General features: G+C 58.8%; 21 protein-coding genes. 12 read left to right on the forward strand and 9 right to left on the reverse strand.

Features of this window, described 5'->3' with window-relative positions; genetic code table 11:
* The first annotated feature begins 84 nt into the window (after window positions 1-84).
* The 7 genes from hmpA to cyoE all read left to right on the forward strand — a co-directional run bounded on the left by hmpA (window position 85) and on the right by cyoE (window position 7719).
* The gene (gene hmpA, locus ACWKV5_RS21210; RefSeq protein WP_483842859.1) at window positions 85-1266 is read left to right on the forward strand and encodes an NO-inducible flavohemoprotein; all 1182 of its coding nucleotides are present in this window, start codon (window positions 85-87) and stop codon (window positions 1264-1266) included.
* Between the two features lie 277 nt (window positions 1267-1543).
* Window positions 1544-2053, forward strand: a complete 510-nt coding sequence (locus ACWKV5_RS21215; RefSeq protein WP_123435056.1) for a disulfide bond formation protein B — start codon at window positions 1544-1546, stop codon at window positions 2051-2053.
* 817 nt (window positions 2054-2870) lie between these two features.
* Window positions 2871-3815 (forward strand): ubiquinol oxidase subunit II, encoded by a 945-nt coding sequence (gene cyoA / locus ACWKV5_RS21220; RefSeq protein WP_027922709.1) that lies wholly within the window; start codon window positions 2871-2873, stop codon window positions 3813-3815.
* Window positions 3816-3818: 3 nt separating this feature from the next.
* A complete protein-coding gene (cyoB, locus tag ACWKV5_RS21225) occupies window positions 3819-5849 on the forward strand; it encodes a cytochrome o ubiquinol oxidase subunit I (RefSeq protein WP_483842860.1) in 2031 nt (676 codons plus the stop codon).
* Window positions 5850-5852: 3 nt separating this feature from the next.
* A complete protein-coding gene (locus tag ACWKV5_RS21230) occupies window positions 5853-6479 on the forward strand; it encodes a cytochrome o ubiquinol oxidase subunit III (RefSeq protein WP_027922711.1) in 627 nt (208 codons plus the stop codon).
* Window positions 6479-6820 carry a cytochrome o ubiquinol oxidase subunit IV gene (cyoD, locus tag ACWKV5_RS21235; RefSeq protein ID WP_027922712.1) on the forward strand — a complete coding sequence of 114 codons (342 nt, stop codon included), beginning with the start codon at window positions 6479-6481 and terminating at the stop codon, window positions 6818-6820. The genes ACWKV5_RS21230 and cyoD overlap by 1 nt, the downstream gene beginning before the upstream one ends.
* A gap of 11 nt (window positions 6821-6831) precedes the next feature.
* Window positions 6832-7719, forward strand: a complete 888-nt coding sequence (gene cyoE, locus ACWKV5_RS21240) for a heme o synthase (protein WP_027922713.1) — start codon at window positions 6832-6834, stop codon at window positions 7717-7719.
* Between the two features lie 195 nt (window positions 7720-7914).
* On the opposite strand, the gene ACWKV5_RS21245 is transcribed toward cyoE, so the two are convergent.
* Complete coding sequence (locus tag ACWKV5_RS21245) at window positions 7915-9324, reverse strand: aminotransferase-like domain-containing protein (RefSeq protein ID WP_483842861.1); 1410 nt, start codon at window positions 9322-9324, stop codon at window positions 7915-7917.
* A 120-nt stretch (window positions 9325-9444) separates the two neighbouring features.
* On the opposite strand from ACWKV5_RS21245, the gene ACWKV5_RS21250 reads away from it, so the two are divergent.
* Window positions 9445-9939 carry a RidA family protein gene (locus ACWKV5_RS21250; RefSeq protein WP_483842862.1) on the forward strand — a complete coding sequence of 165 codons (495 nt, stop codon included), beginning with the start codon at window positions 9445-9447 and terminating at the stop codon, window positions 9937-9939.
* 57 nt (window positions 9940-9996) lie between these two features.
* On the opposite strand, the gene ACWKV5_RS21255 is transcribed toward ACWKV5_RS21250, so the two are convergent.
* The 3 genes from ACWKV5_RS21255 to ACWKV5_RS21265 form a co-directional block, all read right to left on the reverse strand.
* Complete coding sequence (locus ACWKV5_RS21255; protein WP_483842863.1) at window positions 9997-10701, reverse strand: hypothetical protein; 705 nt, start codon at window positions 10699-10701, stop codon at window positions 9997-9999.
* Window positions 10702-10861: 160 nt separating this feature from the next.
* The gene (locus ACWKV5_RS21260) at window positions 10862-12379 is read right to left on the reverse strand and encodes a sensor histidine kinase (protein WP_483842864.1); all 1518 of its coding nucleotides are present in this window, start codon (window positions 12377-12379) and stop codon (window positions 10862-10864) included.
* Window positions 12376-13092 carry a response regulator transcription factor gene (locus ACWKV5_RS21265; RefSeq protein WP_123435046.1) on the reverse strand — a complete coding sequence of 239 codons (717 nt, stop codon included), beginning with the start codon at window positions 13090-13092 and terminating at the stop codon, window positions 12376-12378. The genes ACWKV5_RS21260 and ACWKV5_RS21265 overlap by 4 nt, the downstream gene beginning before the upstream one ends.
* Before the next feature lie 152 nt (window positions 13093-13244).
* Here ACWKV5_RS21265 and msrB point away from each other — a divergent pair, with 152 nt between their 5' ends.
* From msrB to msrA, 3 genes are read left to right on the forward strand one after another with little or no spacing between them, the layout of a single operon-like run.
* On the forward strand, window positions 13245-13763 hold the full coding sequence (gene msrB / locus ACWKV5_RS21270; protein ID WP_483842865.1) for a peptide-methionine (R)-S-oxide reductase MsrB: 519 nt from the start codon (window positions 13245-13247) through the stop codon (window positions 13761-13763).
* 43 nt (window positions 13764-13806) lie between these two features.
* Window positions 13807-15570 (forward strand): cytochrome c biogenesis protein DipZ, encoded by a 1764-nt coding sequence (locus ACWKV5_RS21275; RefSeq protein ID WP_483842866.1) that lies wholly within the window; start codon window positions 13807-13809, stop codon window positions 15568-15570.
* 30 nt (window positions 15571-15600) lie between these two features.
* Window positions 15601-16305: a peptide-methionine (S)-S-oxide reductase MsrA gene (gene msrA / locus ACWKV5_RS21280; protein WP_483842867.1), complete on the forward strand. Its 705-nt coding sequence runs from the start codon at window positions 15601-15603 to the stop codon at window positions 16303-16305.
* 24 nt (window positions 16306-16329) lie between these two features.
* Here the strand turns inward: msrA and ACWKV5_RS21285 are convergent, their stop codons facing one another.
* A complete protein-coding gene (locus ACWKV5_RS21285) occupies window positions 16330-17343 on the reverse strand; it encodes a sensor domain-containing diguanylate cyclase (protein ID WP_483842868.1) in 1014 nt (337 codons plus the stop codon).
* 74 nt (window positions 17344-17417) lie between these two features.
* Window positions 17418-18323 (reverse strand): LysR family transcriptional regulator, encoded by a 906-nt coding sequence (locus ACWKV5_RS21290; protein WP_483842869.1) that lies wholly within the window; start codon window positions 18321-18323, stop codon window positions 17418-17420.
* Between the two features lie 102 nt (window positions 18324-18425).
* On the opposite strand from ACWKV5_RS21290, the gene ACWKV5_RS21295 reads away from it, so the two are divergent.
* On the forward strand, window positions 18426-19601 hold the full coding sequence (locus tag ACWKV5_RS21295; protein WP_483842870.1) for an acetylornithine/succinylornithine family transaminase: 1176 nt from the start codon (window positions 18426-18428) through the stop codon (window positions 19599-19601).
* 50 nt (window positions 19602-19651) lie between these two features.
* Here ACWKV5_RS21295 and ACWKV5_RS21300 read toward each other — a convergent pair whose 3' ends face one another.
* The 3 genes from ACWKV5_RS21300 to ACWKV5_RS21310 all read right to left on the reverse strand — a co-directional run bounded on the left by ACWKV5_RS21300 (window position 19652) and on the right by ACWKV5_RS21310 (window position 22475).
* Window positions 19652-19852: a type II toxin-antitoxin system Phd/YefM family antitoxin gene (locus ACWKV5_RS21300; RefSeq protein ID WP_483842871.1), complete on the reverse strand. Its 201-nt coding sequence runs from the start codon at window positions 19850-19852 to the stop codon at window positions 19652-19654.
* A gap of 185 nt (window positions 19853-20037) precedes the next feature.
* Window positions 20038-20544: a P-loop NTPase family protein gene (locus tag ACWKV5_RS21305; protein WP_483842872.1), complete on the reverse strand. Its 507-nt coding sequence runs from the start codon at window positions 20542-20544 to the stop codon at window positions 20038-20040.
* A gap of 14 nt (window positions 20545-20558) precedes the next feature.
* Window positions 20559-22475 (reverse strand): alkaline phosphatase D family protein, encoded by a 1917-nt coding sequence (locus tag ACWKV5_RS21310; protein WP_483842873.1) that lies wholly within the window; start codon window positions 22473-22475, stop codon window positions 20559-20561.
* Window positions 22476-22514: the final 39 nt, after the last annotated feature.

Raw genomic sequence — 22514 nt, forward strand, 5'->3', positions numbered from 1 at the left:
ACCTATTGATTTACATGGTTTTATTACTTGGCATGGAAACTGATAAGTCTAAGGAAATACACATCAAGCTCCGGAGTCGTCCTTATGCTTAGCGTTCAAGACCGTGCCATCGTCAAATCCACCGTACCGTTGCTGGAAAGCGGCGGCGAAGCGCTGATTACTCACTTCTATCGCATGATGCTCTCCGAATACCCGGAAGTCCGCCCGCTGTTCAACCAGGCCCACCAGGCCAGCGGTGATCAGCCGCGCGCGCTGGCCAACGGTGTGTTGATGTACGCACGGCACATCGACCAGCTCGACCAGTTGGGCGACCTGGTGGCCAAGATCATCAACAAGCACGTGGCCCTGCAGATCCTGCCGGAACACTACCCGATTGTCGGCACCTGCCTGCTGCGTGCCATCGCCGAGGTACTGGGCGAAGAAATCGCCACCCCTGAAGTCATCGCGGCCTGGGGTGCGGCTTATGGGCAACTCGCCGAGATTCTGATCGGTGCCGAAACCAGTATCTACGATCAGAAAGAACAGGCGCCCGGTGGCTGGCGCGGGGCGCGGGAATTCATCGTCACGGCCAAGGTTGAAGAAAGCGCGGAAATCACCTCGTTCTACTTCGAACCTGCTGACAAAGGCCCGATTCTTGAGGCAGAGCCTGGCCAGTACATCGGCATGAAACTGATCCTCGACGGCGAAGAGATCCGTCGCAACTACTCACTGTCGGCGCTGGCCAACAAAGGCGAGTACCGCATCAGCGTCAAGCGTGAAACCGGTGGGCGGGCGTCCAACCATTTGCACGATCAGTTGCATGTCGGGTCGAGCATCCAGTTGTTCCCGCCATCCGGTGAATTCACCCTGACGGCCAGCGATAAGCCGCTGGTGCTGATCAGCGGCGGTGTCGGCATTACTCCGACACTGGCGATGCTCGAAGCCGCGTTGGCCACTGAGCGCCCGGTGCATTTTATCCACTGCGCGCGCAACGGCAGCGTGCATGCCTTCCGTGACTGGATCGACGGGATGGCTGAGCGTCATCCGCAACTCAAGCGCTTCTATTGCTACGCCGAAGATGATGGTGTGAGTCCGGCAGCGGACAAGGTCGGGTTGTTGAGCCGGGAGCAACTGGGCGAGTGGCTGCCCGAGCAGCGTGACCTGGATGCTTATTTCCTGGGGCCGAAAGGGTTCATGGCGGCGATCAAGCGCCACCTCAAGGCGTTGGGGGTTCCGGAGAAGCAGAGCCGTTATGAGTTCTTCGGGCCGGCTTCGGCGTTGGAGTAATTCATTGGGGCGACTCGGGAGACCGAGTCGCCTGCTTCGCGAGCAGGCTCGCTCCCACACTTGACCGAGTTCTCTCAGGGGAATGCGGTCAACTGTGTGCGAGCCTGCTCGCGAATGGCCGCACCACGGTCTCAATTGTTGATTACAGTTAGAAAAGTTAATCCCTTCTTAACCGGCTTATCGTTTATTCCCCCAAATCCACCGGCACGCGCCAGGCTCTCAAACGTCGGAGCCTGCGTGTAGACTGGCGGCAACTGCTATCTAAAAGGGAAACGCGATGAGCGAGGAAACAATGCGATTGGGGCGCGAACGGCGCTATCTGGTGTTACTGGGCATCATCTGCCTGGCGCTGATCGGCGGCGCGCTGTACATGCAAATTGTGTTGGGCGAGGCGCCATGCCCGCTGTGCATTCTCCAGCGCTACGCGTTGTTGTTTATCGCGGTGTTTGCCTTCATCGGCGCGGCCACGCGCACCCGTCGCAGCATTACCGTGTTCGAGACGCTGGTGGTCATCAGTGCCCTGGCAGGCACAGCGGTGGCCGGGCATCACGTCTACACCCAGTTCTACCCGGCGGTCAGCTGCGGCATCGATGTGCTGCAGCCGATTGTCGATGGTCTGCCGCTGGCGAAGATCTTCCCGCTGGGCTTCCAGGTGGATGGCTTCTGCTCCACGCCGTACCCGCCGATCCTCGGTCTGTCGCTGGCACAATGGGCGCTGGTGGCGTTCGTGCTGATCGTGATTCTGGTGCCGTTGCTCACCTCGCGTAACCGTAAAGCGCTGCGCTGAGGCGCTTCGCCGCACTGCTGGGTAGTCCATGAAAACGCCCCGGCCCTCGTTGAGGGGGCCGGGGCGTTTTGCATTTTCAGAGGCCAGGTAAAAAGACCGTGATGCGCGACAAGCAAGGGTGCGACACGTGTGCGACATGTTGTCACAGCGCGAGTGTCGCAAGGCATTTCAAGGGGCTGAATTGGCATGGGGTCGGGCAACAAAATTGGACTGTTGCGGCGGCTCATCATCTGACCCCGGCAATGCAGGAACAGGCAGTTTTAACAGGGGCTGGCGAATTGCCCTAGCCCTTGTCTCATAGGGGGTTGAGCAGTGTCGTGGGAGGGCGCAGCAGCCCCGAAGCTGTCTGAACTGCGCAAGGTAGACCTACTAATTTTGGTGTTTTTGTTGAGAATAGATTTCGATACCATGCCGGACTTTTGCGAAATCCGTTAATGATTGTTGCTGGAATGGATAAAAATTATTTCGGGATGAGACATGGTTTATGAATCGTTACATATCTACAATCGCCCGCACTGAATTCCCGGCACTGCTCAGCATGAGCAGAAAGTAGGGCGTCGAGAGGCTTGAACGCCTCATGCGACTCCCAGGTGTCGGAGCCTTCCAACTATCCGCACCAAATGGAATTGGTCTGTAACAAGGCCTTTGACCACGAATTCGAATAAGAACTTACCGCTGTCCCAGGATTTGTCGAGCAGCGTCTGACGCGCGACGGGCGGCCCTTATTCAATCCAAGAAAAATGCCAACCCTTGGCAGGGTGAAGTGTTGGCGATCAAAACCCAACTGCATTGCGCAAGCTGCTTTAGAGGTCGTGAGATGAGTAAAAACAGGTACCCCAGACTACTAGGCTTATTGCCGCTGATTGGCACATTGTTGCTGTCAGGCTGCAACATGACCTTGCTCGATCCCAAGGGCCAGGTTGGCCTGGACGAGCGAAACCTGATCATCACCGCAACGCTGCTGATGCTTCTTGTCGTGGTACCGGTCATCGTCATGACCTTCCTGTTCGCCTGGAAATATCGCGCCTCCAACACTGACGCCGTCTACACGCCGAAGTGGTCGCACTCCACCAAGATTGAAATCGCGGTGTGGGCCATTCCAGTCCTGATCATCATTGCCCTGGGTTACGTCACCTACAAGTCGACCCACGCTCTGGATCCGTACAAACCTCTGGAATCCGACGTCAAGCCGATCACCATCCAAGTGGTGTCGATGGACTGGAAGTGGCTGTTCATCTACCCGGAACAAGGCATTGCCACGGTCAACAAGATCGTCTTCCCGGCCAACACGCCAATCAACTTCCAGATCACCTCCGACACCGTGATGAACTCGTTCTTCATTCCGGGCCTGGGCGGTCAGATCTACGCGATGGCGGGCATGCAGACCAAGCTGCACCTGATCGCCAACCAGAATGCTGAATTCGACGGGATCTCCGCCAACTACAGCGGCGCGGGTTTCACCGGCATGAAGTTCAAAGCAATCGCCACCTCTCAGGCGGACTTCGATGCCTGGGTCAGTGATGTCAAGAAGGCACCTAAACAGCTTGAAAAAGCTGAATACGAAGCCCTTTCCAAACCAAGCCAGAACAATCCAGTAGCGCTCTACTCCTCGTTCACGCCGAACCTGTTCCAGACCATCGTCGACAAGTACGAAGGCATGAAACCGGGTCCGAAAGTGGACCACGAGAAGAAAGAGAAAGAAGTGGCCCAGATGGAAGGGATGGACATGAGTTCGCATTCAGCTGCCGGGGCAGAGGAGTAAACGATGTTTGGTAAATTAAGTTGGGAAGCGGTCCCGTTCCACGAGCCGATCGTGATGGTGACCATCGCCATGATCGCCCTCGGCGGTCTGGGCGTATTCGCTGCAATCACCTATTTCAAGAAGTGGACCTACCTGTGGTCCGAGTGGCTGACTTCGGTCGACCATAAGAAAATCGGCGTGATGTACATCATCGTCGCCATGGTCATGCTGCTGCGCGGTTTTGCCGACGCCATCATGATGCGTACCCAGTTGGCCATGTCCACCGAGGGTTCGCCTGGCTACCTGCCGCCTGAACACTATGACCAGATCTTCACCGCTCACGGTGTGATCATGATCATCTTCATGGCGATGCCATTCTTCACCGGCCTGATGAACCTTGCAGTGCCGCTGCAGATCGGCGCGCGTGACGTTGCCTACCCGTTCCTGAACTCCCTGAGCTTCTGGCTGCTGATGTCTGGCGTCGTGCTGGTGAACGTGTCGCTGGGTGTCGGCGAATTCGCCCGTACCGGTTGGGTTGCGTATCCACCGCTGTCGGAACTGGGCTACAGCCCTGGCGTGGGTGTGGACTACTACATCTGGGCGCTACAGCTATCCGGGCTAGGTACGACGCTGACCGGGGTCAACTTCCTGGCCACCGTGCTGAAAATGCGTACCCCGGGCATGAAACTGATGGACATGCCGATCTTCACCTGGACCTGCACGTGGGCCAACGTGCTGATCGTCGCTTCCTTCCCGATCCTGACCGCTACCCTGGCTTTGCTGACACTTGACCGTTACATGGATTTCCACATTTTCACCAATGAACTTGGTGGCAATCCGATGATGTACGTCAACCTGTTCTGGGCGTGGGGTCACCCCGAGGTTTACATCCTGATTCTGCCGGCGTTCGGGATCTTCTCCGAAGTCATCTCGGCGTTCTCCGGCAAGAAACTGTTCGGCCACCACTCGATGATCTACGCCTCGGGCGCGATCTCGATCCTGGGCTTCATGGTTTGGCTGCACCACTTCTTCACCATGGGTTCGGGTGCCAACGTCAACGCCTTCTTCGGTCTGGCGACGATGCTGATCTCGATCCCGACGGGGGTGAAGCTATTCAACTGGCTGTTCACCATCTACCAGGGCCGTCTGCGCATGACCAGCCAGGTTCTGTGGACCCTGGGCTTCATGGTGACCTTCGCCATCGGCGGCATGACCGGCGTACTGCTGGCCATTCCGGGTGCTGACTTCGTTCTGCACAACAGCCTGTTTGTAATTGCTCACTTCCACAACGTGATCATCGGCGGCGCCGTGTTCGGCTACATCGCTGGTTTCGGCTTCTACTTCCCTAAAGCGTTCGGCTTCAAGCTGCACGAAGGTTGGGGCAAGGCAGCGTTCTGGTTCTGGATCTCGGGCTTCTTCGTCGCGTTCATGCCGCTCTATGCATTGGGCTTCATGGGCATGACCCGTCGTCTGAACGCCACCACCAACCCTGAGTGGGTGCCGTACCTGTACGTTGCAATGTTCGGTGCGGTCATGATCGCCTGTGGTATTGCCTGCCAGTTGATCCAGCTGTACGTCAGTGTTCGTGACCGTAACAAGCCGGAAAACATGTGCGAACACGGTGACCCGTGGAATGCCCACACGCTGGAATGGTCGACCTCGTCGCCACCACCGTTCTACAACTTTGCCGTACTGCCAAAAGCCGACTGCATCGACCCGTTCACTGAAGCCAAGGAAGACGGTACTGCGTACCAGACTCCGGTCAAGTACGAGCCGATCCACATGCCAAACAACACCGCGACCGGCCTGGTCATGGGTGCTCTGTTGACCGTGTTCGGTTTCGCGATGATCTGGCACATCTGGTGGATGGCCATCTTCGGCCTCGCCGGCGCCGTGATCTACTTCGTGATCCACGCTGCCCGTGATGACCAGGGCTACATGGTGCCGGTCGACGTGATCGAGCGCACCGAAGCCGAGCAGCGCAAACGTCTGGTAGCCGCAGGGAAAATCCCGGCCACTGCCACCCGTGTTGAAACCTCGTTGGAACAGGCTTAAACCATGTCGAACTTAGTGACCAATGCTGGACACACCCATGTCGATGGACATGGGCACGATGACCATCACCACGACTCGGGCGAGATGACCGTATTCGGTTTCTGGCTCTACCTGATGACCGACTGCATTCTGTTTGCGTCGATCTTCGCGGTGTACGCGGTACTGGTTAACAACGTAGCGGGTGGCCCGTCGGGCCACGACATCTTCGAGCTGCCATACGTGCTGGGCGAAACCGCCTGCCTGTTGTTCAGTTCGATCACCTACGGCTTCGCCATGCTGGCGTTGTTCAAGGGCAACAAGAAGGCGGTATTGGGCTGGTTGGCCATCACCTTCCTGTTCGGCCTGGGCTTCATCGGCATGGAGATCAACGAGTTCCACATGCTGATCTCCGAAGGCTACGGTCCTAACCGCAGCGGCTTCCTGTCCGGGTTCTTCACCCTGGTCGGTACCCACGGTCTGCACGTGACCAGCGGTCTGATCTGGATGGCGATCATGATGTATCAGGTGCAGAAAAACGGCCTGACGGCGACCAACAAGACCCGTCTGAGCTGCCTGAGCCTGTTCTGGCACTTCCTGGACGTGGTGTGGATCTGCGTATTCACCGTTGTTTACCTGATGGGGACCCTGTAATGGCTAACGCACACTCCCACGATGGCCACGGCCACGACGACAGCCACGGCAGCGTCAAGTCCTACGCCATCGGCTTCATCCTGTCTGTGATCCTGACGATCATTCCTTTCGGCCTGGTGATGTACCCGTCGCTGCCGAAAGCCATGACCCTGTGGATCGTACTGGCCTTCGCAGTGATCCAGGTGCTCGTGCACCTGGTGTACTTCCTCCACCTGGACCGCTCCGCTGCCCAGCGTAACAACGTGATCGCGTTTGTCTTCGCTGCACTGGTAATCGTCCTGTTGGTAGGCCTGTCGCTGTGGATCATGTTCAGCATCCACACCGTCATGATGGCGCACTGAGGAAAGTCCGGATGTCCTTTAAGCACTTTATCCAAATCACCAAACCGGGGATCATTTTCGGTAACGTGCTTTCTGTGGCGGGCGGATTTTTCCTGGCCTCGAAAGGGCATGTCGATCTGGCCATTTTCCTGGCCGCCATGATCGGCACGTCCCTGGTGGTGGCTTCCGGTTGCGTGTTCAACAACTGCATCGACCGCGACATCGACCTGAAGATGGAGCGCACCAAGAACCGGGTGCTGGTCCAGGGCTTGATCTCCCTGAAACTGGCACTGGCCTTTGCGACCGTCCTGGGTGTTGCCGGCGTTGCGTTGTTGTACAAGGTGGCCAACCCGTTGGCCGCGCTGTTCGCAGTGATCGGTTTCGTCATCTACGTCGGCTTCTACAGCCTGTACCTCAAGCGCAAGTCGGTTCACGGCACGCTGGTGGGCAGTCTGTCGGGCGCCATGCCGCCGGTGATTGGCTACGTCGCTGTGACCAACAGCTTCGACATGGCCGCACTGACGTTGCTGGTGATGTTCAGCCTGTGGCAGATGCCGCATTCCTACGCCATCGCGATTTTCCGCTTCAACGATTACCTGGCCGCATCGATTCCGGTGCTGCCAGTGAAGCGCGGGATTCAGGTGGCCAAGAAGCACATCCTGATCTACATCCTGGCTTTCCTCGTGGCGACCTTGATGCTGACCTTCAGCGGCTACGCCGGCATGAGCTACCTCGCCGTCGCCGCGGCCATGGGCATGTACTGGTTGTACATGGCCTGGACCGGTTACAAGGCAGTGGATGACACGGTCTGGGCACGTAAGCTGTTCGTGTTCTCGATCTTCACCATTACCGCGTTGAGCGTGATGATGTCCCTGGACTTCAAAGTGCCGACCGAGCTGCTGCTGACGTACGCGCCTTAAGCGTCGGATGCTGTAAACAAAAGCCCCGCCTTCGAGAGAAGTGCGGGGCTTTTTGTTGGGGGCTTCTTTTGGTCCGTGTCGCCCCCTTCGCGAGCAGGCTCGCTCCCACACTAGACCGCATTCCAGCTGGGGAAACGCGGTCCAATGTGGGAGCGAGCCTGCTCGCGAAGGCCGCACCTCGGTCTGTCGGGAACCTCATCTATCAAGCAACCGGAAAAACCGCTCCCGCACCTGCGGATCATCGCTATGCGCAACATTGAAACGCAGAAAACCATTGGCGTCGGCCGCTTTGCTCAACATAGCCCCGGGCGCCAGCACCAGATCATTCTTGAGGCCTTTGTCGGCAAGGGTTTCGGCATTCAACCCGTTGGGCAAACGAGCCCAGATGAACAGCCCTTCACCCGGCACCGACGACACCGAGCACCCAGCCTCCACCAGCCAGCGCGCCACGCGACTGCTCGATTCATACAAGCGATCCACCGTGCGCCGGATGTGTTTGGCGTAGCTGCCATTGCTGAGCATGGTGCAGATGATCTGTTCCGCCAGTTCCGAGGTCACGCCGCCGATGCTCATCTTCAGGTTGATCATCCGGGCCGCCAGTTGCGGTGACAACACGGCGTAGCTGACCCGGCTGTTGGCGGTCAGGGTCTTGGAGAAACCGGACACGTAACTGACATTGTCCAGCCCGCTCGCAGCCAGGCGCGGGGTGCGTCGTTGCTGGAGATCGCCATACAGGTCATCTTCAACAATGTGCAAACCGTAGCGGTGACTCAACTCCAGCAGGCGATACACCTGCGCCGCCGAAAACGAGTGCCCGGTCGGGTTATGCAGGGTGCTGTTGGTCATGTAGAGCACAGGGCGATGGGCGATCAGCCTGTGCTCGAACGCCTCCAGATCCAGCCCGTTGCAATCGCGGGGAACGGTGATGACCTTGGCGCCGTGCAACGCCAGATTGGTGTGCAGGTTGAAGTAGCACGGATCGTCGAGCAGCACCGTATCGCCGGGTTTTATCAACAGGCGCATCAGTTGGTCGATGGCCTGCATGGTATTGGCGGTGGTGATGATTTGTTCCACCGGCACTTCGATGCCAAAGCCCGATAACTTGACCCGCAATGCCTCGCGCAGCGGCCGATAACCACCGACCTCACCGTATTCGCCCATGCGCAGCGATGTCGCGCGAAGGGTGCCGCGCACGGCTTTGAGCAGATCTTCGGCGGGCAGCCAGGAACCGGGCAGAAATCCACAGCCGGGACGTAGCGCGCCGTTATCCAAAAGAATCGCACGGCGGACACGGCTGAGGGTGTCTTGCGGTTGCAGATCCGGGGCAATAGCGGTTGGGGGCTGGGTGCTTGCCCGGTGGACGTAATGTCCCGAGCCCTGGCGTGAGACCACCAGCCCCTTGGCCCGCAATCGGTCGAGGGCGTCCACAACGGTGGATTTTCCGACGTTCATCAACTCGGAGAGCTCGCGAATCGGCGGCAACTTGGCCCCGTGCGGCAGGCCTCCCTGGCGGATTGCCTCGGACAGCTGATCGACAATCTGCTGCACCAGCGGCACTCCCTGCTGGAACTCGATGGCGGCGATCACAGCGCGCTGAGCCTGCATTTTACTGGTCTCCCTGGCAGTAAAGTTCGCTGGATTCTATACGAACTTGCCCTGATCAAGAGAAGCGTCTGTCTCTACCATCAAAATCGCGTTTGCATGGTGGATCAAGAGGAACAAGTGATGATTAAGCAAATAACCCGCGACGAACGTTTCCTCGAGATGGCGAAAGAGCACGGCTTCGATATCTACGACGAGAACGCGGCCGGGGGGCATTACGCGCCACTGCTTCGGCATGACGATGAGCTGTATGTCAGTGGCCTGGTGCCGCGCATGAACGGCAAAATCCAGTACCCGGGCCGGGTGGGCCTGGAGCTCAATCTGGCCGATGCGCAAGAGGCCGCGAGCATCAGCGCGATACGCGGTCTGGCATTGATCCGCGAGGCCGTTGGTTCACTGGATAACGTCAAGGCACTGCTTCGTGTCACCGTTTATGTGAAATCCACGTTCGATTTCGTCGACCTCAGTGAGGTGGCCAACGGCGCCTCGGATGTCTTCACCCATGTGTTGGGCGATGCCGGCAAACATACGCGGACAACGGTGGGTGTTTACCAATTGCCGAAAAACGCGCCGGTGGAAGTGGACATGATCGCGGCGCTGCATCCTTCGATTTCCTGATTTTTGCAGGCTATAAAAAGCCCCGCTGCAAGCGGCGGGGCTTTGGGGTGACGCGTGTTACTGCGCGGCGATGCTGTAGCCGTCGAACGCGGTTTGCTGCTGCAATGCGGTGATGATGTTCTTGCGGTTGACCGCTTGTTCGACGCCGGCGTTATCCAGGAACGTCTCGCTTTCAATCACTGCGTCCTCACCTTCGCCGACGAAGGTAAAGCCGAGGAATTCCAGCGCCTTGCGGTCGACGTTCAGGCTTGAGCGCGGGGTGCGCAGCGGCAGGGTGACGTTTATGCCGTCCTTGCTGATGGTGAACACTTCGAGATCTTTCTTGGCGCGAGCCACTTTGCTTTTGCCACTGCTCGGGTTGCTGATGGCCTGGTGAGTCTGGTTCAGCACTTTCAGCGCGAGGCCGTAGACGATTTCCTGAAACGCCGGGTCATCCTTGAAGCTGGAGAGAATCCGGCTGATCGGGAATTTGCTGCTCAGGTCTTCGAGAGCCGCGATGTCAGACGCTTCCGCGTCTTTCAACTGCTTGAGTTCACCCATCAGTTCATAGGCTTTATCGTCGTCGAAGCTGTCATGTGCCTGGCGAATCGCGGCGCGCAGCTCGCGGATCTGGTCGCTTTCCCGGGTGGATTGGAAAGCGTCCAGGACCATCTCGCTGATGGTCTTGGCCTGTGGCACGTGCTGTGAAAGATTGATGGAGTTTTCGTATTCCGCTTTGGACGACAGGGTGACTACGGATTCAGCGGTGTTGGAATCGGACATTGAAATTTCACTACTTCTTTTAACTTGAATTGAGGCGAGAAAGCACAGGGCCTTTTCAGGTCGCCTAATCTATTGGACCCACGCTGAGTTGTCACGGATGAACAGGCAGTTGGTCATGATTTTTGCGAGAAGGCATTTTGGTGCGTTGCCGGAACTTCGGCTATTTCCCCATCGAATTCAGATTCATTGAGTGAACCGCCCATTGTTCCGCCGTTTGCTGATCCACCGGCAAGGAGAAGCGGAAGGTCGCGCCTCGTCCGGGTAAGTCGATCAACTGGATCTCGCGACCGTGCAATTGCAGGATCCGGTGCACGATACGCAGCCCCAACCCGCCATCGCGTCGTGCGCCGCCAATGTTGAAAGGGCGCAGGAACAGACCTTCGCGTAAGGGCGCCGCAATACCGGGGCCGGTGTCGCTGACCGTGACTTCGATAAACGGCCCTTGCGGGCGCAGGCTCAGCTCGATTTCTCCACCTTGCGGGGTATCGCGCAGGGCATTGTCGAACAGGTTGGTCAGCACCCGCTCGATCAATCCCAGGTCGGCGCAGGCCGCGGAAACGTTTGGGGCGAAAGTAGCCTTCAGTTCGATCTGGCGTGCTTCGGCGGTCAGCTCGAATTTCTGAAAAATGTCCTGCACCAGATCGGTCAGTGAGAAGCGCTCCAGCACCGGTTGTACAAAGCCGTGTTCCAGCCTGACCAGTTCCAGCAGCGATTGCGCCAGGCCACCCACCTTGCGGCTTTGATCCAGGGCGATGCCCAGATAGCGACGCCGGTCGGCGGGGGATAACGTGGCGTCCTTGAGCGACAGGGTTTCCAGGTATCCATGCAGCGAGGCCAGTGGTGTTCGCAGATCGTGGGAAATGTTCGCCACCAGTTCGCGGCGCTCCTGGTCCTGACGTGTCAGCGAGCGCCACTGTTCACTGAGCCGGGATTGCATCTGCCGGAAGGCGGCGTCCAGCACGGCAATTTCATCGTGACTGGCGGCTTTTTCCACCGGCTCCGATGGAGGGGGTGAAGAGGGCACGCCGTCGATGTCGAACTGACTGACTCTTTCGGTCAAGCGTCGCAGCGGTCGGGTAATCAGGGCAAATGCCGTCAGACCGGCAATCAGGCACAGCAACGCCACCAGGCCGATGGACAACAGGGCGGTATTGAGCGCGGCGCTGGTGGCGCCGCGTTCGGCGAAGCGGTCGTGTTCTTCGCTGAGCAGTACCACATATAGATAACCGGCGGGCTGGCCGTTGACCCGCAACGGTGCGGCGCTGAACACCTTGCGGCCATCTACGCTGCGCGGGTCATCGCCGAGAATCGGCAGGGCATCGCCTTTGAGCAGGCGCTGGACGGGAACCAGATCGATCCGCTCCCGATGTATCCGGCCCTCCGGTGCGGCGCTTCCGACAATCTTGCCCTCGGTGTCCAGCAGGTAAACCTCGACGCTGGGATTGACCTGCATGAGTTTGCTGAACAATTCACGAATGGCATTGGGCATCAGGCCGCTGCTGTCCATCAGCACCGTGTCATGGGCGATGTGTTGCGCCAGATCGCGCGACAGCCCCTGGACCACTTCCAGCTCATGCATCTTGTTGGAGCGCACCTGCATCCAGGCCGATGTGCCACAGCACACCAGCAACAGAATGGCGAACACCAAGGACAGACGTTGTGTCAGGGTCAGCCTCATGGCTGCTCCTCCTTGACGGCGAATTTGTAGCCTCGGCCCCACACCGTGAGGATGCGCGCGGGTAGCGCCGGATCGGCTTCGATCTTGGCCCGCAGACGATTGATGTGGGTGTTCACCGTGTGTTCGTAACCTTCATGGCTGTAACCCCAGACCGCGTTGAGCAGATCCATGCGCGAGAAGACTTTGCCGGGTTGGCGGACGAAGAAATACAGCAGGTCGAATTCCCGTGGCGTCAGGTCCAGGCGCCGACCATCGAGCGAGACGTCACGGGTGATAGGGTCGATGGACAAGCCGTCCGTCATCAGGCTGCCCGAGTCCATCTTCAGGTTGCGGGCCATGGCGTCGACCCGGCGCAACAGCGCTTTGACCCGGGCGACCAGTTCCAGCATCGAAAAGGGTTTGGCGAGGTAATCGTCGGCGCCGAGTTCCAGTCCCAGGATCCGGTGCATTTCGCTGGAGCGTGCACTGGTGATGATGATCGGGGTATAGCGGGCCATCGCCCGTGCCCGACGGCAGATTTCCAGGCCGTCGACACCGGGCAGCATCAGGTCGAGGATCAACGCGTCCCAGCTTCCTTGCTGCAACAGGCGCATGCCTTCGTCACCGTCGGCGCAGTGCACCACCTCGAACTGCTCATCACGAAGATGCAGGCAGATAAGGTCGGCGATGTGCAGGTCGTCCTCGACCACCAGGACGCGTTTGGTCTGTTCCATAAAGCTCAATCCTTTGTAGCGCAATGGGCACATTGTGCGGGTTTTCCTCAGTCCGAGTTATCACGAATTGTTTAACTGCTCGTGAGGATTTGGCGATCAACCCAAGCCTAGGCTGTGTTCCTTATCAGGCATCGGGAATTTTGGAGAAGACCATGTTTTCACGGCGACAGTTTCTTGTAGCGGGCGGCGGGCTGGGCGCTGCAGCCTTGGTGATCGGTGTGTTGCCAAAATTTGCCGCCAGTACCGCACTGGTCAGTGATGCCGGCGCGGCGGAGGTATTCGAGGTGACCCACAGCGACAGCGAATGGCACGCCATGCTCAGCGACGAGCAGTACGAAATCCTGCGGGAAGAGGGCACCGAGCGGGCTTACAGCAGCCCCTTGAACAATGAACATCGCGAGGGCGTTTTCGCCTGCGCCGGTTGTGATCTGCCGCTGTTCTCATCCGATACCAAGTTTGACAGTCGCACCGGTTGGCCGAGCTTCTGGGCGCCCCTGGACAAAGCGGTGGCCACTCGTCAGGACCGGTCCTTTGGCGTGCTGCGTGAAGAAGTCCACTGCCGGCGCTGTGGCGGTCATCTGGGGCATGTCTTCGATGATGGGCCCAAGCCTACCGGCCTGCGTTATTGCATGAACGGTCTGGCGCTGACGTTCGAGCCACAGGCGGCTTGATTCATGGGCATTTCCTTTCACTCACTTGATGCAGGTCGACGCTATGTGGCTTTTGGTTCTCGCTTATCTCGGTGGCGTACTGACGATTGTCAGCCCCTGCATTCTGCCGGTGCTGCCCTTTGTCTTCGCTCGAACCGGGCAGCCGTTTATGAAGAGTGGCTTGCCGCTGTTGGCGGGGATGGCGTTGACCTTCGCCCTGGTCGCCACGTTGGCGGCGGTGGGCGGCGGTTGGGTGGTGCAAGTCAATCAGTACGGTCGCTGGCTCGCGTTGCTGTTCGTTGCACTGTTCGGGCTGACGCTGCTGCTGCCGCAACTGGCCGAGCGTCTGACACGGCCAGTGGTGGCGGCCGGCAGCCGACTGTCGGAAGCCGCTGGCGCCGATGCCCGGCCGCGTCCCGGCGCTTCGTTCCTGATCGGCGTCGCCACGGGCCTGCTCTGGGCGCCTTGCGCCGGGCCGATTCTGGGCCTGTTGCTGACCGGGGCGGCACTGCAAGGGGCAAGCATCCAAACCACGCTGTTGCTGCTGGCTTACGCGGCCGGTGCCGCCACGTCGCTGGCCGTGGCGCTGCTGCTCGGCGGTAAAGTCTTCGCGGCGATGAAGCGCTCGATTGGCGCCGGCGAATGGGTTCGGCGCGGTCTGGGCGCCGCCATGCTGGCGGGTGTCGCCGCGATAGCCCTGGGGTTGGACACCGGGATTCTGGCACGGGTTTCGACCGCGTCCACCGGCGGGATCGAACAAGCCCTGGTGGGCCGGTTGGCCGGCAAGTCGCCGAACAATAGCGGAGCGATGATGGCCGCGGGTGGCGCGATGAAAGCGAGTGACAAGGCATCGGGCGCGCTGCCGATTGAAGGCAATCTCCCACCGCTGGATGGCGCGGTGCAATGGCTCAATTCCCCACCCCTGACTGTGCAAGCCTTGAAGGGCAAAGTCGTGTTGGTGGATTTCTGGACTTACTCCTGCATCAACTGCCTGCGCACCTTGCCGTATGTGAAAGCCTGGGCCGAGAAGTATCGCGATCAGGGATTGGTGGTGATCGGTGTTCATGCCCCCGAATTCGCCTTCGAACGCGACGTCGGTAACGTCACCAAGGCCATGAAGGACCTGGGCATCACGTATCCGGTGGCCATCGATAACGACTACAAAGTCTGGCGCGCCTTCAACAACGAATACTGGCCGGCCCACTACTTTGCCGATGCTCAGGGGCGCATTCGTTATCACCACTTTGGTGAAGGCGATTACGCCGAATCGGAAAGGGTCATCCAGCAACTGCTGCGTGAAGCGGGCGCGGTGAAAGTCGCGGACGGTTTGATCAACGCGGATGCAACCGGGGTTCAACTCGCGCCGGACATGAGCGAAGTGCAATCACCGGAAACCTATGTCGGTTTCCAGCGGGCGGAGCATTTCGTCCCCGAAACCGGCCTTGTGCCGGACAAAGTGGCCGCGTACAGCCCACCTGCCGAACTGGCCCTCAACGACTGGAGCCTGGACGGAAAATGGAATGTGGGTTCAGAGCGTGCGACCTCCAGTGCGCCAGCCAGTCGCATCGTTTATCGCTTCCATGCCCGTGATCTGCACCTGGTGCTGGGCCCCGGTGCCGACGGTAAACCGGTGCGATTCAAAGTGCTCATTGACGGCAAAGCCCCTGGCGATGCCCACGGCACCGATGTGGCACCCGATGGCAGCGGCAGTGTGAATTCACAGCGTTTGTATCAATTGGTACGCCAGAGCGGCGGCGTGACAGACCGGACATTCAGCATCGAGTTTCTCGATCCGGGTGTCTCGGCCTACGCGTTTACGTTCGGTTGAAGTCATTTCATTTGTTGAGGAGTCTGCTCCATGAAAACCCTGTTCACCTGGCGCCGCACCCTGTTGGGAATGGCCGCTGCCGGCGTTATCAGTCAGTGCTCGGCATTCTCGTTCGGAGCCGAAGACGCCGTCATCATCCCTCCACCAGCGCTGGATGAAACGACCCAGGCCCACAGCGAAAAAGTGGTGTTTGCCGGCGGATGTTTTTGGGGCGTCCAAGGTGTTTTTCAGCACGTTAAAGGCGTGAAGAAAGCGGTCTCCGGTTACGCCGGCGGTGCGGCCAATACTGCCCAATATGAACGGGTCAGCGAGGGCGATACCGGCCACGCGGAGTCCGTCGAAGTCACTTTCGATCCGGCTCAGGTCAGTTACGGGACGCTGCTGCAGATCTATTTTTCGGTAGCCCACAACCCCACCGAACTGAACCGCCAGGGCCCCGACAGCGGCACTCAATACCGGTCGGCGATTTTCACGGAGAACACCGAACAGCAACGCGTCGCCCAGGCTTACATCGCCCAACTCGACGCTGCTCATTCGTTCAACAAACCGATAGTGACCAAGCTGGAAACCTACAACGGTTTCTACCCGGCAGAGGAGGAGCACCAGGATTTTCTGACTGAGCACCCGACCTATCCGTACATCGTGATCAACGATCTACCGAAAGTGGCGCAGTTGAAGCAGTTGTATCCCGAGCGTTATCAGGAGAAACCGGTACTGGTGAAGGCGGGGATGTGAGTGGAATGCGATAACGGGTTTTGTTTACCCCGAAATCACATTCTTGCCTGCCACCTTTGACCGATACAGCGCCTGATCAGCCCGAGCCAGCAACCCGGTCTGCTGTTCCTCCTCAAAACGCTGGACCACGCCAAAGCTCATGGTCACTTGAAACGCACCCACGGGGGGCAGGCTCGACAGGCCCTCGCGGATTTTTTCGGCCAAGAGTCTGGCGTCAGCCAACGAAGTATCGGGAAGGATCATGATGAACTCGTCACCGCCCCATCGCGCCAGCAGATCACCTTCGCGCACGAAGTGCTTCACGCCCTCGACCACCTGCACGATGGCGGCGTCACCCAAGGCATGTCCGTAGTGATCGTTGATGATCTTGAAGTCGTCGATGTCCATCGCGATCAATGACAACGGTCGTCGAAAACGTTGGGCTCGTTCGCATTCCTGAGGCAGGCTTTTTTCCATCAGGTAGCGATTGGCGATGGAGGTGAGCGTGTCGGTTTCCGCCAGTTTGCGGTTTTCTTCGAGTTGAATCTGAAGCTGCTGATTGACCCGCGACAACTCGCGGGTCCGCTCTTCAACGATCGCTTCAAGGGAGTGAGCGCGGCGTTCCAACTCTTCGAGCAGACGTCGTTTATCGTCGATGCTGCGGTGCGCGCCGACCATCCGCGCTACCGTGCCGTCTGCGTTGCGAGACAGCACATAGCCGCGGTCTTCGATCCAGGTGTAGCTGCCGTCCCGCATGCGGCAGCGATATTCGGCTTGATAGGTGGGCGCGCGCTGTTTCAGGTAGTCATCAAACACGGCCATGACGCCGGGGTAATCGTCAGGGTGGATGATGTTTTCCCAGGTCAACACGGTGTTGTCCAGGGAATGAGGCTCGTAGCCGAGCATCTTGTACCAACCTGGGTTGCGATAGACCAAACCTGTGTTGGCGTTCCAGTCCCAAATGCCATCGCTGACCAGTTCCAGAATGGTGTGGAGCAGGTCTTCGCTAAAATCTGACACATTGAATTTCAACGGCGTGATATTTGATGCTTCCCCCATCACCGCTCTCCCTGACGCACAGATATCAATTGATTCGCCTGGCGTCGAGATTAGTTCATGGCGCATTGCCACGGCTAGTGTTTGCCCCACAACTGCATGGCAAAGTCGACGAAGTGGCGTAATTTCGGTAACCGATAGCGATCCTGGGCGTACACCAGGTGCATGGGCCGGCTCGGCAATTGATAGCTCTGCATCAACGCCACCAGTTTTCCGCTGAGCAGGTCCTGTTCCACCAGCGCATCGGGCAGCATCACGATGCCCATCCCGGTGCGGGCCGCCTGATGCAACCCCGCCGAACTGTTGATCAGCATCGGACCCGTGACGGCCACCATCACTTCACCTTCCGGCCCGCTCAGGCGCCATTGTTTTTCCACCGATTGCCAGTCGTCCCCGACCGGGTAGGCAAAGGACAAACAATCGTGATGTTGCAGGTCTTCGGGTTTTTCCGGCGTTGAGCGGCGTGCCAGGTATTGCGGTGATGCGCACATGGTCAGCGTGTAATCGATCAATGGCCGGGCGATCAGGTTGGACGGCTCAATGGCGCCCAGGCGAAATGCGACATCGAGGCCGTTTTCGAGCAGGTCAGGGCGCCCGTTGGTGAGCACCACGTCCAGTTTGACTTGCGGGCATTGCAGTGAAAACTCGCTAAGGGCCGGCGCGAGCCGTTCCGTGCCGAAGGTCAGTGGTGCCGTGATGCGCAAGGTGCCACTGGGCGCGTCCTGACTCTGTTCGGCCAGACGTTCGGAATCGGCCACCAACCCCAATACTTCAAGGCAGCGCTGGTAATAGGCCGAGCCGAATTCTGTCAGGCGCTGGCGCCGTGTCGTACGGTTGAGCAAGCGCACACCCAGGCGTTGCTCCAGTGCCCGCAGGTGATTGCCGACCATGGTCGTGGACATTTCGCACTGCTGGGCGGCGGCGGTCATGCTGCCGGCTTCTACCACGCGTACGTAAACGGTCATTGCCTGGAACAAATCCATTATCAAGCTCGGCTTTAAGATTAATGAAGTATTACAGCGTTTATCCAGCTCAGGTGGCTAACCATACTGCAAAAACACCGACCATAGATGGAGCTTGATCCCATGACCGCCGCCTGCCTGATGAGCACTTACCAACCGCTGGCCCTGAGTTTCAGCAAAGGGATGGGCACGCGCCTTTGGGATGAGGCGGGTCGTGAATACCTGGACGCGGTGGCGGGTGTCGCGGTGACCAACGTTGGCCACTCCCATCCTCGAATCGTATCGGCGATCACTGAGCAAGCCGGTTTACTGCTGCACACGTCCAACCTCTACAGCATTGATTGGCAACAACGGTTGGCGCAGCGGCTGACGACGTTGTCCGGCATGGAGCGAGCGTTCTTCAACAACTCCGGAGCCGAAGCCAACGAAACCGCGCTGAAGCTCGCACGGCTTTACGGCTGGCACAAAGGCGTCGAGCAACCGCTGGTGGTGGTCATGGAAAACGCTTTCCATGGTCGGACGCTGGGCACGTTATCCGCCAGCGACGGCCCGGCGGTGCGCCTGGGATTCAATGAGTTGCCGGGGGATTTCGTCAAGGTTCCGTTCGGTGATCTCCGCGCTCTGAATGATGTTCAACAAACCCACGGCCAACGAATCGTAGCGATCCTGATGGAACCCATCCAGGGCGAAAGCGGTGTGCAGCTGGCGCCGCCGGGCTATCTCAAAGCGGTGCGCGAACTCTGCAACAAGCGCTCGTGGCTGATGATGCTCGACGAAATCCAGACCGGCATCGGCCGCACCGGCCAATGGTTCGCCTTCCAGCACGAGGGCATTGTCCCGGACGTCATGACCCTGGCCAAAGGGCTGGGCAATGGCATCCCTATCGGTGCCTGCCTGGCCCGGGGCAAAGCCGCCGATCTGTTCACACCTGGCAGTCATGGCAGCACGTTCGGTGGCAATCCACTGGCCTGCCGTGTGGGTTGCACCGTGCTGGACATCATCGAAGAACAAGGTCTGCTGGAGAACGCCAGGCTTCAGGGCGAACGTCTGCTCGCCAGATTACGCAGCGAGTTGGCGGACAATCCGAACGTCCTGGCCATCCGTGGTCAAGGTTTGATGATCGGCATCGAACTCAAGCAATCGATACGCGACTTGACCCTGATCGCTGCGCGGGATCATGGTTTGCTGATCAACGTGACACGCGGGAAAACCATTCGGTTGCTTCCGCCGCTGACGATTGATGAGCGGGAGGTGGAGATGATTGTCAGAGGGGTATGTCGGGCCGTGACCATTGCCTGATACACGTTTCCTGTAGGAACTGCCGAGCTCCAAGAGGTCTTCGACAGTGCCTACAGAATCGGCATCTCCGTCAACGTAACTAACCTTCTTGCTTTGGTTCGCCCAGCACGAAAGTTATCAATCGACGTGAGTAGACGTTCAGCGTTGGCTGCGGAGTTCAGAAGATAAACTGTTTCATCCGTTGCTTCGGATTCAGCCCAAGCGATGTCTTCACTGTTTTTGCAATTTATCCGGTGTTTGACGTTTTGCATGGGTTTCTCCTCATTGATAGCGATAGAGGCTGAGTATCTATCGACTAACCAAAAGACGTTTCCGAGACCGACGTAGTCCCAATCCGATTTCTCCCACAGATCTTGTACGTCGTGGCTCCGAGCACCCATCGCGATAGTGAATCCACGGTCGAGGCATCAGCCTCGCCCCCACAAGTATTGCGGCATTAGGGGATATGGGATGGTCTATCGGCGTTCGCAAAAGTGCTGATTTCACCTCGATCCATAAGTTTTATTTTTGAACCCGTGAACGTTGCGAACAATTGCCGGTGTACGGTAAATCCACTGGCGTCCTCGCGCATCCGATAACTGCCAGCCCATTCCAGCAACGCTTTCAGCAACTCGTCATCGTCCGGTCTTTGTTCCCGCTGACGAATATTGGCCACACAGCTGTCGTCATCCACACACAACCAGATCAGCGCCGTTGCCCTGTGGATAAGTTCTCTGACGATCCAGCCATAAACACCTTCGATCACCCACTCATCTTCATCGGCCGCCACCCGCGCGATGCCCAGTGCCGCGGCGTGCGGGCGGGCGATGCTGTGTTCGTCCGAGACCCAGTAAATCAGGTCGAGATCGATCCATGGCGCCTTGAGTTGTGCGGCCAATCGTTCCGCCAGCCAGCTTTTGCCGGCGCCGGAGTTGCCGATGATCAGCGTGCGGGTGAGGTTCATGGTGACTCGCCGTTTCAGTCGTCATGTTCAGGCGCAACCATCCGGGTCTTGGGCGAGCCGTTTGAGTTGTGCTGATAGATATCCTGGGGTTGCCCTTTCTCATTGAAGTACACCTGGCCGATGCCCGCCGAGTTCCATAGCCGTTCGCCGGCCTCGGCATGTTCGGGGATATGCGGGACGATGCGCATGCGGCGGCGTTTGGTCAGCCAGTTGAGGGGCGAGCGCGGCGAGTAGAGCCAGCGGTTGAGGCGGTCGAACCATTCGAGCAGCCTCGGCGGGAATTCGTTCTTGATGCCGCTACTGGTGATCTGCCAGATTTTCGGGCCGGCCTTGCGGTGTCGGATCAGCACTTCGTAGACGAAGGAATAATGCACATCACCGGAAAGCACCACGTAGTTACCCGGCGTGCGTGAGTGTCGGAAAATATTCAGGATCACTTGCGCCGCGCCGCGATGGGCCATCCAGTTTTCGGCGTCAACCAGCAGGGGATAACCGAACCAGCTGAAGACTTTCTGCACGGTTTCGATCAGTTTGACGCCGAAGATCGGCGCGGGTGAAACGATGATCGCCGACGGATGATCGAGCAGTTCCTGTTGCAGTTCGCTGAGGGCTTCCCAGTCCAGCAGGCCCGACGGTTGCTTGAGGTTCATCTCGCTGCGCCAGCGTCGGGTGCGGGTGTCGATCACCACCAGTGCGGGCGTGGTCGGCAGCACGTAATGCCACTGCTGGAAGCTCAACAGCGCATCGATCAAGTCGTCCTGCACCGGACTGTCGAGGTAACGGTCGGCCCCGGTGACACTGAGCAAACGGGTTTTTTCCAGTACGTCGCTGAACGCGTCGGGGTTGTTGCCCCAGCCCTGGCAGAGCATGTAGGCGATCAAGGCGTTGCCGATGATGCGCTTGGAGAAGGGATGGCCGTAGGCCGTTTCTTCCCATTGCGCAGAAAGGTTCCAGTCATCGGTAATGTCGTGGTCGTCGAAAATCATCAGGCACGGCAGATGTGCCATGGCCCGAGCGACCCCGCCCAATCCGGCCTTGAAGCCATCGATATGCGTTTGCTCAACGGTATAACGCTTGAGTCTTTCAGGCGTCAGCGCGGGCGGTTGCGGGGCGATCAACGTCCACGGTGTCGGCGACCACACCAACAGATACATGGCCATCACTTCAGCGAACGTCACCAGATGATTGTCGGCGCTGCTGCTGGTGAAAATCGGCTTGCGCGCGCCACCGAAAAATCGCTCGCGCAGGGTTTCGTTGCTCTCAAGCGCCGGTAACAAATCCGCACGGTGGTAGTAACTGGCCGGGTGCTCATAAAGCTTGGCGCTGTCGCTGACCACGGCGCCTTCGAGGTGTTCTTCGAACAGGCCCAGGCGCTCGATCAAGGCGTGGATCGCCCGCAACATCGGTCCCGCCACATCGTCTGCGTAAACCTGATCACCACTCATCATCAACAGCGCCGGCCGCTGCGATGCGTCATGTTCCGTTGCCAATAAAGCGTCGACACACAGCAAACCATCGGTGGCCGGGTGATGGGGTTTACGGCAGGAGCCATGCAGTAACTGATCAATGCGCGAGCGCAGGACGAAGTTAGGGCAGCGCGCGTCGCCGTAGAGTAAATGCGGGGCCCAGTCGGCGATGCCCGTCCCGTCGATCAACAGGTCGTACTCGATCACGGTGTCGCAGGGCAGGGCGGTCGCCAGCGGCACATCGATCAAGTGGATAAACGCGTGAGTGCCAATCGGGATGACGGTGCACTGTCCGGCATCCAGTCGGATGTCGGCGCAGTCTTGCAGGCGCAACGTCAGCGACAGCGCCCGGGAGCCCACGAGCCACATGACCAGCCGCGCAGGTTCCAGCCGCCGCAACAGCGGGCCGACCAGCACCGGTGGCAGTGAGTTGCAATCGTCAGACAACGGCAGAGATACGGGCATCCGGGTTCAAGGCTCTTGGCGCACAGGTCGGCGATGATA

Source organism: Pseudomonas oplopanacis, from assembly GCF_057128725.1.